Consider the following 13,461-nt stretch of genomic DNA (forward strand, 5'->3'; position numbering starts at 1 on the left):
CTTTTAAAACGATTAATAAGCTAACCCCACTCTTTTTCTGATATATAGATCAGACTCAAGCTGTGCAAAAAGAAAGTGAGCGGTATCACCTGTTGATATCGCTTTTCCGCCAAGCGGCAAAAAGTCCCGTTCAACCCGATACTTTTCAACGGCCGGACCTTCTGGGAGATAGGTAGGGCAAATGATTGTCCAATCCAGACTTGAGTCCCGGAGCCATTCATATACCTGGGCGTGTTCTTTTGCCGCCCGCGCCGAGCGCCGTTTTGATTCATTTGATTCAAAACGGTATAGTGTCGGATCTTGTCTTGCATTTAAAATTCCGGCGGTTCCGATGGTGATCAGCCGTTTTTTGTTCTGTTCATTCATGGTGTTGATTATATTTTCGACGGAGACGGACAACGTATCGTCTCCGTCCGTATTTAAACAGCTGACAACTATGTCCGCCTCTTCAATCAAAGCTCTCGTGTCATGCTGGTTTCTTGCGTTTCCCGTAAGCGTCTGGCAGCGGTTTTTCAGAAGGTCCGCACGTTCCCCGCGGACGAGGGCATACACGGAATGTCTGCCGTCTTTTTCTAGAAAATTGACAAAGGCCTGTCCGACACGGCCTGTGCCTCCCAAAAGTGCAATCTTCATCATCAATTCCTCCCATCTGATCTATCATACGTCAGATCGCCCGGAAGAAAAAGCCCTCGGAAAGCGGAAGAACGGATGAAAAGGGCGGACATTGACGACATATTCGTGCAAGAGAGAAATTCCGACAAATTGAAACAGTTCCCAATTAATGCTTGCCACAAGCTGCATGCCGATTCCTCCTTTCTACAGCATATGAAAAAAGGAGAAGCCGGGTGCGGGATTTTACCTATGCAAAAAGAAGGTGCAATTGAATGCACCTTCTCAGCCATTTTTATGAAGTTATATTAATTTTAGTGTTGACCGCCCATAGAAGCTTGAGCTTGAGAAACTAAACGTTTTGTGATTTCTCCTCCGACAGAACCGTTTGCACGAGAAGTGGTGTCAGCGCCAAGGTTTACACCGAACTCAGAAGCGATTTCGAATTTCATTTGTTCGATCGCCTGAGCAGCGCCAGGTACAACAAGTTGGTTTGAAGAATTTTGGTTAGCCATTTGTATCCAAACTCCTTTTTAAAATAGTATGGTTGGGCTGGCTGGATTTGCACCAGCTGACGGTTTTCACCGCTGCCGTCTTTGGCTAAGCCCAATGTGAATTGTTACTACGTATTATGGAGAGATGGTTCACATTACATGCATACAGCTCAATGGTAAATGTTGAAAGTGCAATTTTTTGCGAGGGCGGGCATGCTAAGGAAAAAGTCAGGAGGATGGAGAGATGTGTCCTGTTTGCAATGGCATTCTTGTCGAGGCAAGAATGTGTCCGAAGTGCGGCGGTGAGATGGCAGACGCCGGGAGAACGACCGATTTTTACGGCCCGTACAGTCCGTATATGGAATTTGATTCTTTTCTGCAGACGCAAACAACATGTATTCACTTATACACTTGTCAAGACTGCACTTATGAAGAAACCGTTGAAATTGCAATGACCGAAGCATAGCGGGGCATCTGCTTCGGTCATTGCATCATTGGAGCTGCCGGGTCATCCTTCAGAGCGGATGCGGAGCTCTGTTTCTTTATCAAAAAAGTGTGCTTTATTCATGTCAAATGCAAGAGCGAGTGAATGGCCTGCCTGTGCATCTGTCCGAGAATCGACTCTTGCGATGAACGGATGTCCGCCCGCTTGGGAGTAGAGCATTGTTTCAGCGCCCATTAGCTCTGCCACTTCAATTTTGGCATCGATTTTTGACTCCTTTGAGGCTTCGATAAAGACAGGCTCATCATGAATGTCTTCAGGTCTGATTCCCATTATGATCTCTTTTCCGACATAGCCTTTGCCGCGCAGAATCTTCATTTTTCCCTCTGGAACGAGGACGGAAACATCACCGAATGTAAAGGTTTTTTCCTTGAGGGTGCCCGTGAAAAAGTTCATTGCCGGAGAGCCGATAAAACCGCCGACAAATACGTTTTCCGGATTTTCATACACTTCCTTCGGCGCGCCGACCTGCTGGATGAGGCCGTCTTTCATGACGACAAGCCTTGTTGCCATCGTCATCGCCTCTGTCTGGTCATGCGTAACATAGATCGTCGTCGTTTGCAGGCGCTGATGGAGCTTTGTGATTTCAGCGCGCATTTGAACGCGCAGCTTGGCGTCAAGGTTTGACAAAGGTTCATCCATCAGGAATACTTTCGCATCGCGGACGATGGCGCGTCCTAATGCGACACGCTGGCGCTGTCCGCCGGAAAGCGCTTTTGGCTTTCTGTCCAAATACTCTTCAAGTCCTAAAATTTTGGCTGCTTCATGCACCCTTCGTTTAATCTCATCTTTTGGAAACTTCCTCAGCTTTAATCCGAATGCCATGTTGTCGTAGACGTTCATATGCGGATAGAGGGCATAGTTTTGGAACACCATCGCGATATCGCGGTCCTTCGGGGCAACATCATTCATCCGTTTTCCATCGATGCTGAATTCGCCGTCTGTAATTTCTTCAAGACCTGCAATCATTCTGAGCGTTGTCGATTTTCCGCATCCTGAAGGCCCGACAAAGACGATAAACTCCTTATCCTCAATATGAAGATTAAAATCATCTACAGCGGTCACTTTGTTGTCATATACTTTATAAATCTGATCAAGCACCAGCTCTGCCATTTTTTATCCCCCTTTATTTATGTAAACGCTTAACTTGTTTTTATCTTATAAAACTGAATAGGCGGTGTAAATGGACATGATGCACAATTTGCTTTCGTGCAGGTTGCTATAAAAGCTTGAGAAAATGCAAAATAAAATAAACGGCGGCTGCTTCTTCAAACTGTCTGATATCGATTGCGGTCCGTTCAATAAATTTGTCGATTCTGTATTGCAGACTGTTTCGGTGGATAAATAATCGTTTTGCTGTAAGAGAAGCGTTCAAGTTGCACCTCATATACGTCCGGATCGTTAAGGATGTCTCCTGATCTGACAGCGCATCTCTTATGGCATCCGATAATAGGGAGGCTTTGATTTTATCCGGTGCTGCCAATAAAAATGACGGGAGGCACTGGCAAAATGAGGTGACTTTTCCGCGCTCGCTGTTCACCAGGATATGCTGAAACATTTGTTTTTCAAAACGGATTTTTTCTTGAAGCGAAGCATTGACTAGATGAAGCTGGCCGCTGAAAAACACTGGGGTTGACAGAAAATCGCTTGTCAGCGCGTCGGAAAGTTGCTCCAATTCCTTTTTCGGGAGATATGGAGAAGGATTTTCGTGAATGATGAGCGCTTCATGCTGATCGTACCAAACAATAATCGGGTGTTCGAAAAAGCCGCTGACCGCTTCTTTGATGGCCTGTCTTTCTTCAAGTGAATGTTTCATTTTGAAAAAATGTCCTTGGACAAGCTGGATGTTTTCCGGGTTTTCCAGCGGGGCATTTGCAAAAAAATATTGATGCCATTCTTTCTCACGGGGGGTCAGCTGAGACGGCTGCGATTCTGAAAAAGGCTGAAACAACGCCAACAGCAGCTGTTTTTCCCGTTCTGTGACCGCTTCTTTCAAAACGCCGAACGTTTCGCCTTCGTCCGTTTGAAACCAGAGCGCTTCATGCTTTTGAGCTGAGCCGGAAGCCATCATCTTTTCACCGTATAGCGTCTTTAATTTCTCCAGCATCCTGAAAACGTCCTTTTCTTTTACTCGTAAATATGGAAGAGCATTAACTCATGAATTTTGCTTTTAAGGGAAGGTTCGTCATCATGCGGCGGATAAACGCTGCCCCATTCAATCTCCCCTGACCTATGATAAATTCCTTCATAATGTGTTCCTTTATGGTAAAACGAAATTTTCCAGCCAGGCAGTTTTTCTTTTTTAAACAACGGCTTCCATTGAAAGTGAGAAATCATAAAGTGCCACGCTCCTTAATTGATTTCTAATGGTCAGCCTCGAACACAAGCCGACTATAAACGTTGATTTGTTATCATTGTATCTCATTCACAGGAAAGATCATAGGCTCTTTTCATGACTAAAAAAATACCGTGAAGAATTGATTCTTCACGGTTGAATTTATTGCCACATGTTCTCGGGAAAAAGGATCGATTGTTCAGTCAAGTATGAAGCGTATTCGAAATTCCTTTTTTTCGTCAAGCGGCTGACAGATGTTAAGCGGGGGTGGGCGAAAATGCCTCTGCCCGGGCGCGAGTTGGCTTCAAACATCCAAACTTTTCCCGAGTGGTCCATTCCGAGATCAAGGCCCATTTCCCCGATAAAACCGTCCATTTTCTCATCGAGAACCTGGCTGATGAGCACTGCTGTTTTTGTCAGTTTTTGCAGGATGATCAGTCTCTCCATGGGATCATCATAGATTTCTGCAAGCGTTTTGACGGCGCCTCCGCTCGAAAGATGTGTTGTGACCCCGTCCTTTTCCGCTATTTTGGCGGCGACCGCTGTAACAGTCCATTTCCCTTTTCCGTTTTTGTTTGTATGCACTCTGAAATCAGCGGGATGATCGCCGACTTTGATCCGTTCAATTCCCTCCTGTGCAATATAGGGAGTTTCTTTATGGCGCTTCTGTAAATCATTTAAAAAAGCATCTGCTGATGGATATGGCTTTCCGCCTTTGGCATGCTTTGCCTGCAGGCTGTTTTCTTCAGATGCGGAGAGCTGAAAAATCCCGTTTCCCAAGCTGCCATTGGCGGGTTTGACATAGACGATGACATACCGGCTGATCATCTCGTCAAGTTTCTCTGCACTCGGCTGGAATACCGAATATGGAAGCAGATCTTTCGTTCTTTCGTCTTGCTGCATGGACTGGTATATGTCCCATTTATTAAAGAAGCCCGGATTGAACCATGGAATTCGGTATTCGTTCATCAGCCGCGCCTTTGTTTCCTGCAATTCGGCCGAATCTTCCGCCTGTCGGTTTGGCAGTCTGTCATAAACCACATTGGGCAGTGGAACGGTGATGTCTTCCCAGCCGTTTTCCTTGAAAATGAGTCCCTGGACGGTTCCTTCTTCCCACTGAATCTGGTGGGCTCCGAACAGGTAGCAATAGCCGCCTGCAGGAAGATCCATCGTCAGAAGCTTTGAAAAAAACAAAGAGCGCCCTCTGACAGGCTCCAGCTCCGACTTTGTGAAGCCGGCGGTGAAAATGCCGATTAAAGGCCCGATATAGACGGTATTGTCGCGGAAAAGCAAGGATGCTTTGCCGCGGTAAGGAATCCGCAGGTTTTTGTACAGGTTCTCAGAAAGCAAAACCGTTCGCTGCAAATGGCTGTCAAAGGAGATATGGCATCTTTCTACGCTCGTTCCGAAAGCGGCATACAATAGACCGTCCTGCTTTAAAGAAGCGGGGAGAAGCAATGTATTTTCGCTGTTTGGGTGAACCCCGACTGTAAACGGTTTACCGGTCATCCTTTCTCAGCTCCTTTCTTGTCCGGCGATGCTGCCAAAGAGGAGCAATATTCCAAAGGGCCTTGATGCAAAAGCTTGCTGTTTTCAGGAGAATACTGTAAAAAGGCTTTTTTTCCAGGTTTTGAATTGACATCAAGAAGCCAGACTTTTCCGTCTTTCGTCAAACAGATATCAAGACCGAGCTCAAATAAAGGTCCATGCGCGAATTCAAGCGCTCTGGGGACGGCTTGCGATATCGTCTCTAAGTCATCGAGAAGAACGGCCTGGCGCTTCTTCGGAACGGATAAAAGCCAGCTGTCAAAGCTTACAGACTCCGAGCTGCCAGCCAAGTTTGCGAGCAGTCCGTGCTGGTAGCTTCTTCTCACTGTTCTTCCGGCCGTAGCCCATTCCCCCGCTCCATTTTTCTGCAAAAGCAGCCGGATGTCGCACGGATAACCGTCTTTGTCTTGAATGTCGAGGAACGATTGCAAAAGATAACGGTGCTGAAGAACTTTTTTGCACCATGTTTCAAAAGAGGCCTGCTTGGAAAAAGATTTGAGCTGTTTATGCTTTCCGACTTGATAAGAGGCTTTGACCGTTTTACCCGTCATTTCGAGATGAATCATGCCGCGTCCTCCTGAGCCGTATGCAGGCTTCAATATACACTTTTTTTCTTTTGTAAGGCGGCGCAGAACATCTTGGGCGCTGCCTGCGAGAGATGTTGCAGGCAGGTAAGACTTGAGAATCGGATCAGCCCTTAAAGCTTTGTAAACCGTCCATTTATCAGGGAGTCCGAGTCCGAGGAACTTCGTTTTTGGGTACTTTTTGAGCCAGTCAACGATCGGCTTTGCTTTCTTTGATTGCTGATCTTTGCCGTAAAAGCAGCGGTCGTAGATCAGCTCTGGAATTTCCCGTTCCACTTCATTCCATTGTCCTGATTTCGAATGATAGGTGAGCGCTTTAACAAGCGTGGAGCCGGGAGAAATATCTAAAGGTGTGAACCGGATAAACCGGATTCCGTAATCCGAAGCCATTTTCGCTAATTCCTCGGCATAGGTTTTTTCGTGTTCATGGGACAGCGACATAAATCCAAGCGTCAGCATGCATATTCCTCCTTGTTAAAAAACGCTTAGCCGGCCAAAAAAGGACGCGGCTAACTCTGTTAAGCCATGGGGGGCAATCTTCATATACATGAACTTCTGTTAAATGATACGCCTGAAACTGCGGAAATAGGCATTTATAAATTGGAAATTTATTAAAAATGTCTTTCGCCCTAAATAAAAGCCACTTGACCAATTTTATTGTTCAAACGCCTGTCCCATGTTATTTTTGTTCCGCAATCGGTCCATTTAATGGAATAAGACGTTCAAATAAACACTGGATAATATCATGATGGAGATTGTGAAGGAATGTACTTCAACTAAAGGATAGATTAGTGAAGGAAGACATATTTTGATATGATGGTTTGGATGTAAAAAATATTTGACACCTAAACCATCTTTTTTTATACTTTGTATGTAAAAACTTTTTAACACCTATCTTATTGTGAAGGTGGAAATCTAATGAAAAATCAAATCAAGGAGTATCGAGAGAAAAAAAACATCTCGCAAGGAAAATTAGCAGACTTATGCAATGTGAGCAGACAGACGATTAATGCCATTGAAAACAATAAATATGACCCAAGTTTACAATTAGCATTTGATATTGCAAAAAATTTAGAAGTTAGGGTTGATATCTTGTTTTTAAATGAAAAGGAGGGAGAAGGGTGAGCACTCGAAAAATTGGTTCAGTAATATCTGGTATAGCTGCTCTGATTGTGGTAGGCTTTACAATTTATAAGATTATTGTTGGAAAAGATGTTGGATTTAACGAAGTTATGAGTATGGGTGCTTTGTTGATGATCTTTTTTTCTGCCAACACTTGGGGAACAAAGGAAGAGCAAGATGGAATATTGCAGGAGGAAGAGCTTGGACAAAGGATTACAGAGAAAAGTTCGAAAGTGAGTTATTTTCTTCTGACATTTTTTATTTTTGGAGCAGTAGTTGCTGACCAATTTATAAACGAGACAATCAATATCTTTCTATTGCTGTTATTAGGGCTATCAATGATAACTTTACCTTTTATTGAGTTTTTAGTTGCAAAAAAATATCAGTAATATGTATAACTTTTTTCACTACCATGAAAATAAACTTCTGTAAGTAAAAGAAGAAGGCAATCCTAAAGAAGACGCAGCTTATTCGTTTTTTAAATAGAGGCGAGCGCAAGGTGCTTTGGGTTCCTATCCTCAGGTAACGATAGGCATAGAACGAAAACAGGCGGGTCCCATCTGCGGACGGCCGTGTGCAGTCTATGCAGCAACGACATCAGGTGAATGGAAGGCAGTTGAAAAAGAAATGTATGTGTTTGGAATTTTTGTCATCATGATTGCAATTGGCGCACTGATTGGAGCTGTGACGAATCATTTTGCAATTAAAATGCTTTTTCGCCCATATAAGGCGCATTACATATTCGGGAAGCGGGTGCCGTTTACTCCCGGTTTGATTCCGAAAAGACGCGATGAATTGGCGAGACAGATGGGACAGATGGTCGTCAACCATCTGCTGACAACGGAAGGAATCAAAAAAAGGCTGGCATCAGATGGAGTCAAAACAGAGGCGCTCCAATTGGGGGAACGGCTGCTGGCGCATTTCAGCAAATCACCGTCTACCCTTGAAGAAACACTGGAGAAAATCGGGATTGCAAACCCCGCTCAACAAGCGGATCAATTTGTCAACAAATGGACAGATGAAAAGCTGTCTGCACTTTTATCAACTTATGAAAATGAACCGCTGAAAGAGCTTATTCCTATAGAAGCGCAGGAAAAGCTGAAAGAAAAAATCCCGATGGTATCCGGTTATATTTTAAAGCGGGCTGTCAGCTATTTTGAGAGTGATGAAGGGAAAAACCGCCTTGGACATATGATTGACGATTTTTTGAAAGAACGCGGTATGCTCGGGAGCATGGTGCAGATGTTTTTAGGAAACAGCAGTCTGATAGACCGGGTTCAGCCTGAGATCATCAAGTTTTTAAAAAATGGCGAAACCGCCCGGCTGCTGACAGATCTGCTTGAAAACGAATGGGACAAGCTGAAGGAGTTTACGTTTAAAGAAGCTGATGAAAAATGGAACCTTAAAACCCTGATCATGAATGTAAAAGAAAAGCTGATGATCCGATTCTCGCTGGAGCCTTTTTTCGCAAGATCGACCGGCTCTTACGTCTCCATGATTGAACAGAATATAAAAGAGCGCCTGCCGGAGATTTTCGACCGGCTTCTCGAAGAGGCGGGCCGCCGCCTTGACGATATACTGAAACGGCTCCAGCTTGAAGATATCGTCAAGGAACAGGTGGACAACTTCCCGGTCGAGCGGTTGGAAGAAATGGTGCTGTCCATATCAAAGCGGGAGTTTAAAATGATTACGTATCTAGGCGGGCTCCTTGGCGGAATCATCGGTGCCGTTCAAGCTCTTTTCGTGATTTTGATCTGATGAATAAACGCCTGTTTTACACGGAATGTTAGTATAACTGTGAAAAATGTTCCATAGTTTGTTATAGTGGAGTGGTGCCATTTCCATAGAAGAGGAAACCTGGCAAGAAAGGAGCGTATAAACATGACGGTTAATTTGCATGATACGGCTTATGAATTGGAGAAAGCCTTGCGTCAAAGTGAAGAATACTCTCGATTGAAAGGCCTTTATGATGAGGTAAATGCCGATGCATCTGCTAAAAAGATGTTTGATAACTTTCGCGATATTCAATTGAAGCTTCAGGAGAAACAGATGAACGGTGAAGACATTTCCCAGGAGGAAGTCGAACAAGCACAGAAATCCGTAGCACTCGTCCAGCAGCATGAAAAAATTTCAAACCTGATGGAAGCAGAGCAGCGGATGAGCGTGCTGATTGCTGAATTAAACAAAATCATCATGAAGCCGCTGGAAGAACTTTACGGAAACCCTGAAAGCTGATCAAAAACCCCTCTTTTCGAGATAAAGAGGGGTTTTTTTAACTAAGTGAATAAATAACTTTCATAATGATTTAAAAAAAGACTTGTCAATTTGTGAATTAATTGCGATAATACTAAATGTAAGTGCTTTCATAGTTTGCCGGGATACGATCATGATCAAAACTGACTAGCGGCAAAATGATAAGGGGTACAGAGAAAATTGCCAGATTGTTTTTATGGAAAGCACAAATTCCGGTCAGATAAAAGGGGTTCACTATATGCAGTGAATTGAATGAAAAGGGGCATTGAATTCGCTGTTTTTCGATATTGAGGGAGAAATCATGATCGTATCCAAAAGATGCGAAGCAAAAAGTCTGTGAAAACAGGCTTTTTTAGTTTGGATAAAAGTGAGGTCTGTTCTAAAGAGGAGGATCGGGACATATTCTCTATAACAGATTCAGTCATCAAAGAAGGGGGACCTCCTAGTGTCAAAACAAATGCTTGCGCTCAATATAGACGGAACGCTGCTTCGGACAAACGGACGGCTTCATCCCGCAACGAAGGAAGCGATAGAATATGCAAAGAAAAAAGGTGTATATGTTACGCTCGTTACAAACAGACATTTTCGATCCGCACAAAAAATTGCGAAATCTTTAAAGCTCGATGCAAAACTGATTACTCACAGCGGAGCCATTGTTGCGGATAAAATTAATGAGCCTTCCTTAGAAAAAAGGATTTCTGAAGAAAAAACGTTTAATCTTGTGCAAATATTGGAGAGCTATGATTGCAATATACGAATTCTGCATGAGAAATATTCAATCGGCAACCGGAAAAAAACAAACTCAAATCTGCTGGGGAAAACGATGATCCACCCGTCTGACCCGATCTTTTATCCAGTGCAGTTCGTTGATTCTTTAAGCGATATGCTGATGGATGAACCGGTCAGTGCCCCGGTCATCGAGGTTTACTGCACAAAAGAGCAGAAAGAAGAAATCAGGCAAACAATCGAAAACGCTTTTCCTTCAGTTGACATCATTGAGGCCGGAGAAAAAATGCTGATTGTCCACAAAGGTGTTTCAAAAGAGTCCGGGTTGACGATGCTTGCCGCAGACCTTGGCTTTAAAATGGAAGACGTTGTCGCGATCGGCCATGATATCGATGATCTGCCGATGATTGAACTTGCAGGAGTGGGCGTCGCAATGGGCAATGCCGCACAGGAAGTGAAACAAAAAGCCGACTGGGTGACGCGATCCAATGATGAGCAGGGCGTCGCCTATATGATCAAAGAATACTTCAGAATGCAGCAAAGCAAAGGCTTTCTCAACAAATTTCATATTAGAAAAGTGTGACCCGGTGAAATCCCTGTTTTCATTTGAAAACAGGGATATTTATTGTGGAAAAGAGGACTTAATATATTTTCAATGCAGCATGAAAAAACTTCCCCGTTTCCCGGATTGATTTTGCCCATTTATTTTTGTACACTAAAGAAAGTTTTGAAACGAAAAAGGTGAGGATATTGCGCATTTATATAGAAGGGCTTCAAGATGAAAGATTCCAGCGGCCGCTTGAGCATATAGCCCATTTATTTTTTGAAGAGAGCGAAGTTGTGTTTGATGAAGAAGAAACCGCAGACCTTGCGATTGTACTCCGCTATGAACGGGATGAGGCGTCAGTCAGTGCATCGGGAGCGATAAAAGATACGGACATCAAAGCGGACTACACGAAATCACTCGAGCCTCAATTAATGGAGAAGGAAGCGTTTAAGCAGGTGAAAAACACCGTTTCCTACGTTTATTTGAGCATGCTTCAGGAGCATACGGGAATCGTTCAGACGTGGGGGATTCTTACCGGAGTCCGCCCGACAAAGCTGCTTCATAAAAAACTGCAAAGCGGCATGTCGAAAGAAGCGGCCCACGCCGAATTGAAACGGGACTACTTAATTCATGAAGAGAAAATCGAACTGATGCAAAACATCATTGACCATCAGCTGAAAGCCGTTCCTGATTTATATGAGCTCGACAGGGAAGTGAGCATTTATATCGGCATTCCTTTCTGCCCGACGAAATGCGCGTATTGCACTTTTCCGGCTTATGCGATCAGAGGACAAGCCGGACGGGTCGGCTCATTTTTGTGGGGGCTTCATTTTGAAATGCAAAAAATCGGTGAATGGCTCAAACAGCATGATGTCAAAATTACGACCGTTTATTTTGGCGGAGGCACACCGACAAGCATTACGGCTGAAGAAATGGATCTGCTGTATGAAGAAATGTACCGTTCCTTTCCCGATGTGAAAAACATCCGCGAAGTCACGGTTGAAGCGGGGCGCCCCGATACGATCACAGAGGAAAAGCTTGCGGTGCTGAAAAAGTGGAACATCGACCGGATCAGCATTAACCCGCAATCTTACGAGAATGAAACCTTGAAGGCGATCGGCCGCCATCATACGGTTGAAGAGACGGTCGAAAAATACCGCCTGTCTCGGAAGCACGGCATGTCAAATATCAATATGGATTTAATCATTGGCCTTCCGGGCGAAGGTGTCAAAGAATTCAGGAACTCCCTTCGCGAAACGGAAAAATTAATGCCGGAGTCTCTGACAGTCCATACGCTGTCATTTAAGCGCGCGTCTGAAATGACAAAGAACAAGCATAAGTACAAAGTGGCGGACCGCGAGGAAATCGTCAAGATGATGGATGATGCGGTGTCATGGACAAAACAGCACGGCTACCAGCCCTACTATTTGTACAGGCAAAAAAACATTCTCGGCAATCTTGAAAACATCGGCTATTCTCTTCCGGGGCAGGAAAGCATCTACAACATTATGATCATGGAAGAAAAACAGACGATTATCGGCATCGGCTGCGGAGCGGCAAGTAAATTTGTCGATCCGAACACAGGGAAAATCACGCATTTCGCCAACCCAAAAGATCCGAAAACATACAATGACAGGTTTGAACACTACACAGAGGAAAAGCTCCGCTACTTGTCTGAGCTTTTTGGCGAGGACGCCAAAAGCGGCTTTCAGGGAGCTTAAGTTTGGCTGCCGGCTTAACCGGCAGCTTTTTCATTGACCAGATCATAGTCTTTAAACGAAGGCTGAACACACGCCTGATATCCCATTTCAGCACCGATCCATCAAGCATAAAAAGGATTTTGGAGGCTCAAAGTGGAATAGTTTAAGCTAATGCTACATGAAAACGTATTCACGGAGGTGCTGGAAGATGGATTATATTAAATGGAAAGACCATGGCGAGATGTTTGAGATTGTGCTGAATCGCCCTGAAGCGTATAATGCCTTGAATGAACAAATGCTTGAAGAGCTGAAAGAAGCTTTAATCCTTGCCGGGGAAACAGAAGCGATGCTGTTACTGATAAAAGGCAGCGGAAAAGGGTTTTCTGCCGGAGGAGACATCAATATGATGATGTCTTCCGCTGATGAAAAGCTCTCAGAGACTGTGATCGATACGATTTCAGAAGTTGTGATGATGATCTACAGCATGCCCAAGATCACGGTCGCGGCTGTCCACGGCGCGGCTGCAGGCCTGGGGATGAGTCTGGCGCTCAGCTGTGACCATGTACTCGCGGAAAAAGGCGCCAAACTGGCGATGAATTTTATCGGCATCGGCCTTGTTCCCGATGGCGGAGGACATTTCTTTTTAGAGAGACGGATCGGTGAAAGGGCGGCAAAAGAACTGATTTGGAGCGGCAAAAAACTGACGGCTGATGAAGCGCAGAGGCTCCAGCTGGTTGATGCTGTATTTAGCGGAGACCTTGACCGCCATACCGGCTCACACCTCGAAAAGCTGCTGCAATCACCGCTTTCCGCCATGATTGAAACGAAAAAAATATATCAAACCTTGAATGCCGTCCGTCTACAAAAAACGCTCGAGCTCGAAAAAACAGCCCAGATCAAAATGAGGCGGACAAATGACCACCAGGAAGGAATCCGCGCATTTTTAGAAAAACGAAAACCCCGGTTTAATCAAAAATTAACGTGATCGGGGTTTGGTAGAGGCGTCTCTGGGATTTTTGTCTTGGGAAAGACGTGCGAAAA

At 44.5% G+C, this 13,461-nt stretch carries 16 protein-coding genes; 8 read left to right on the forward strand and 8 right to left on the reverse strand.

The window, feature by feature from the left end:
* Positions 1 to 12 precede the first annotated feature (12 nt).
* The 3 genes from BTA30_RS12580 to BTA30_RS12585 all read right to left on the reverse strand — a co-directional run bounded on the left by BTA30_RS12580 (position 13) and on the right by BTA30_RS12585 (position 1,124).
* Complete coding sequence (locus BTA30_RS12580) at positions 13 to 633, reverse strand: NAD(P)-dependent oxidoreductase (protein ID WP_076761650.1); 621 nt, start codon at positions 631 to 633, stop codon at positions 13 to 15.
* A gap of 24 nt (positions 634 to 657) precedes the next feature.
* A complete protein-coding gene (locus tag BTA30_RS23400) occupies positions 658 to 801 on the reverse strand; it encodes a hypothetical protein (RefSeq protein WP_164470242.1) in 144 nt (47 codons plus the stop codon).
* 122 nt (positions 802 to 923) lie between these two features.
* On the reverse strand, positions 924 to 1,124 hold the full coding sequence (locus BTA30_RS12585) for an alpha/beta-type small acid-soluble spore protein (RefSeq protein WP_076761651.1): 201 nt from the start codon (positions 1,122 to 1,124) through the stop codon (positions 924 to 926).
* Between the two features lie 223 nt (positions 1,125 to 1,347).
* On the opposite strand from BTA30_RS12585, the gene BTA30_RS12590 reads away from it, so the two are divergent.
* Positions 1,348 to 1,569 carry a hypothetical protein gene (locus BTA30_RS12590; protein ID WP_076761653.1) on the forward strand — a complete coding sequence of 74 codons (222 nt, stop codon included), beginning with the start codon at positions 1,348 to 1,350 and terminating at the stop codon, positions 1,567 to 1,569.
* 42 nt (positions 1,570 to 1,611) lie between these two features.
* Here BTA30_RS12590 and BTA30_RS12595 read toward each other — a convergent pair whose 3' ends face one another.
* From BTA30_RS12595 to BTA30_RS12615, 5 genes are all read right to left on the reverse strand, one after another.
* The gene (locus BTA30_RS12595; protein ID WP_076761656.1) at positions 1,612 to 2,718 is read right to left on the reverse strand and encodes an ABC transporter ATP-binding protein; all 1,107 of its coding nucleotides are present in this window, start codon (positions 2,716 to 2,718) and stop codon (positions 1,612 to 1,614) included.
* 106 nt (positions 2,719 to 2,824) lie between these two features.
* The gene (locus tag BTA30_RS12600; RefSeq protein WP_076761658.1) at positions 2,825 to 3,712 is read right to left on the reverse strand and encodes a helix-turn-helix domain-containing protein; all 888 of its coding nucleotides are present in this window, start codon (positions 3,710 to 3,712) and stop codon (positions 2,825 to 2,827) included.
* A gap of 20 nt (positions 3,713 to 3,732) precedes the next feature.
* The gene (locus BTA30_RS12605) at positions 3,733 to 3,942 is read right to left on the reverse strand and encodes a YheE family protein (RefSeq protein WP_076761661.1); all 210 of its coding nucleotides are present in this window, start codon (positions 3,940 to 3,942) and stop codon (positions 3,733 to 3,735) included.
* Positions 3,943 to 4,102: 160 nt separating this feature from the next.
* Positions 4,103 to 5,449 carry a YheC/YheD family endospore coat-associated protein gene (locus tag BTA30_RS12610; RefSeq protein WP_076761663.1) on the reverse strand — a complete coding sequence of 449 codons (1,347 nt, stop codon included), beginning with the start codon at positions 5,447 to 5,449 and terminating at the stop codon, positions 4,103 to 4,105.
* Complete coding sequence (locus tag BTA30_RS12615) at positions 5,446 to 6,531, reverse strand: YheC/YheD family endospore coat-associated protein (RefSeq protein ID WP_076761665.1); 1,086 nt, start codon at positions 6,529 to 6,531, stop codon at positions 5,446 to 5,448. Before BTA30_RS12615 ends, BTA30_RS12610 begins: the two co-directional genes overlap by 4 nt.
* A 459-nt stretch (positions 6,532 to 6,990) precedes the next feature.
* On the opposite strand from BTA30_RS12615, the gene BTA30_RS12620 reads away from it, so the two are divergent.
* From BTA30_RS12620 to BTA30_RS12650, 7 genes are all read left to right on the forward strand, one after another.
* A complete protein-coding gene (locus BTA30_RS12620; protein WP_076761666.1) occupies positions 6,991 to 7,197 on the forward strand; it encodes a helix-turn-helix transcriptional regulator in 207 nt (68 codons plus the stop codon).
* Positions 7,194 to 7,583 (forward strand): hypothetical protein, encoded by a 390-nt coding sequence (locus BTA30_RS12625; RefSeq protein WP_076761667.1) that lies wholly within the window; start codon positions 7,194 to 7,196, stop codon positions 7,581 to 7,583. Before BTA30_RS12620 ends, BTA30_RS12625 begins: the two co-directional genes overlap by 4 nt.
* 238 nt (positions 7,584 to 7,821) lie before the next feature.
* Positions 7,822 to 8,952, forward strand: coding sequence for a DUF445 domain-containing protein (locus BTA30_RS12630; RefSeq protein WP_076761753.1), 1,131 nt, complete (start codon positions 7,822 to 7,824; stop codon positions 8,950 to 8,952).
* A gap of 123 nt (positions 8,953 to 9,075) precedes the next feature.
* A complete protein-coding gene (locus tag BTA30_RS12635; protein WP_076761668.1) occupies positions 9,076 to 9,429 on the forward strand; it encodes a YlbF/YmcA family competence regulator in 354 nt (117 codons plus the stop codon).
* Between the two features lie 463 nt (positions 9,430 to 9,892).
* The gene (locus tag BTA30_RS12640; protein ID WP_076761669.1) at positions 9,893 to 10,756 is read left to right on the forward strand and encodes a Cof-type HAD-IIB family hydrolase; all 864 of its coding nucleotides are present in this window, start codon (positions 9,893 to 9,895) and stop codon (positions 10,754 to 10,756) included.
* A gap of 167 nt (positions 10,757 to 10,923) precedes the next feature.
* Positions 10,924 to 12,441 (forward strand): coproporphyrinogen III oxidase, encoded by a 1,518-nt coding sequence (locus BTA30_RS12645; RefSeq protein WP_076761670.1) that lies wholly within the window; start codon positions 10,924 to 10,926, stop codon positions 12,439 to 12,441.
* Positions 12,442 to 12,628: 187 nt separating this feature from the next.
* Positions 12,629 to 13,405 carry an enoyl-CoA hydratase gene (locus BTA30_RS12650; protein WP_076761671.1) on the forward strand — a complete coding sequence of 259 codons (777 nt, stop codon included), beginning with the start codon at positions 12,629 to 12,631 and terminating at the stop codon, positions 13,403 to 13,405.
* Positions 13,406 to 13,461: the final 56 nt, after the last annotated feature.

It is taken from the genome of Bacillus swezeyi, from assembly GCF_001969815.1.
Classification (GTDB): domain Bacteria; phylum Bacillota; class Bacilli; order Bacillales; family Bacillaceae; genus Bacillus; species Bacillus swezeyi.

Coding starts and splice junctions, on each gene's coding strand:
- BTA30_RS12610 (WP_076761663.1), bottom strand. CDS start 5,449: ATGACCGGTAAACCGTTTACAGTCGGGGTTCACCCAAACAGCGAAAAT.
- BTA30_RS12580 (WP_076761650.1), bottom strand. CDS start 633: ATGAAGATTGCACTTTTGGGAGGCACAGGCCGTGTCGGACAGGCCTTT.
- BTA30_RS12635 (WP_076761668.1), top strand. CDS start 9,076: ATGACGGTTAATTTGCATGATACGGCTTATGAATTGGAGAAAGCCTTG.
- BTA30_RS23400 (WP_164470242.1), bottom strand. CDS start 801: ATGCAGCTTGTGGCAAGCATTAATTGGGAACTGTTTCAATTTGTCGGA.
- BTA30_RS12630 (WP_076761753.1), top strand. CDS start 7,822: ATGTATGTGTTTGGAATTTTTGTCATCATGATTGCAATTGGCGCACTG.
- BTA30_RS12600 (WP_076761658.1), bottom strand. CDS start 3,712: ATGCTGGAGAAATTAAAGACGCTATACGGTGAAAAGATGATGGCTTCC.
- BTA30_RS12650 (WP_076761671.1), top strand. CDS start 12,629: ATGGATTATATTAAATGGAAAGACCATGGCGAGATGTTTGAGATTGTG.
- BTA30_RS12605 (WP_076761661.1), bottom strand. CDS start 3,942: ATGATTTCTCACTTTCAATGGAAGCCGTTGTTTAAAAAAGAAAAACTG.
- BTA30_RS12590 (WP_076761653.1), top strand. CDS start 1,348: ATGTGTCCTGTTTGCAATGGCATTCTTGTCGAGGCAAGAATGTGTCCG.
- BTA30_RS12585 (WP_076761651.1), bottom strand. CDS start 1,124: ATGGCTAACCAAAATTCTTCAAACCAACTTGTTGTACCTGGCGCTGCT.
- BTA30_RS12615 (WP_076761665.1), bottom strand. CDS start 6,531: ATGCTGACGCTTGGATTTATGTCGCTGTCCCATGAACACGAAAAAACC.
- BTA30_RS12620 (WP_076761666.1), top strand. CDS start 6,991: ATGAAAAATCAAATCAAGGAGTATCGAGAGAAAAAAAACATCTCGCAA.
- BTA30_RS12595 (WP_076761656.1), bottom strand. CDS start 2,718: ATGGCAGAGCTGGTGCTTGATCAGATTTATAAAGTATATGACAACAAA.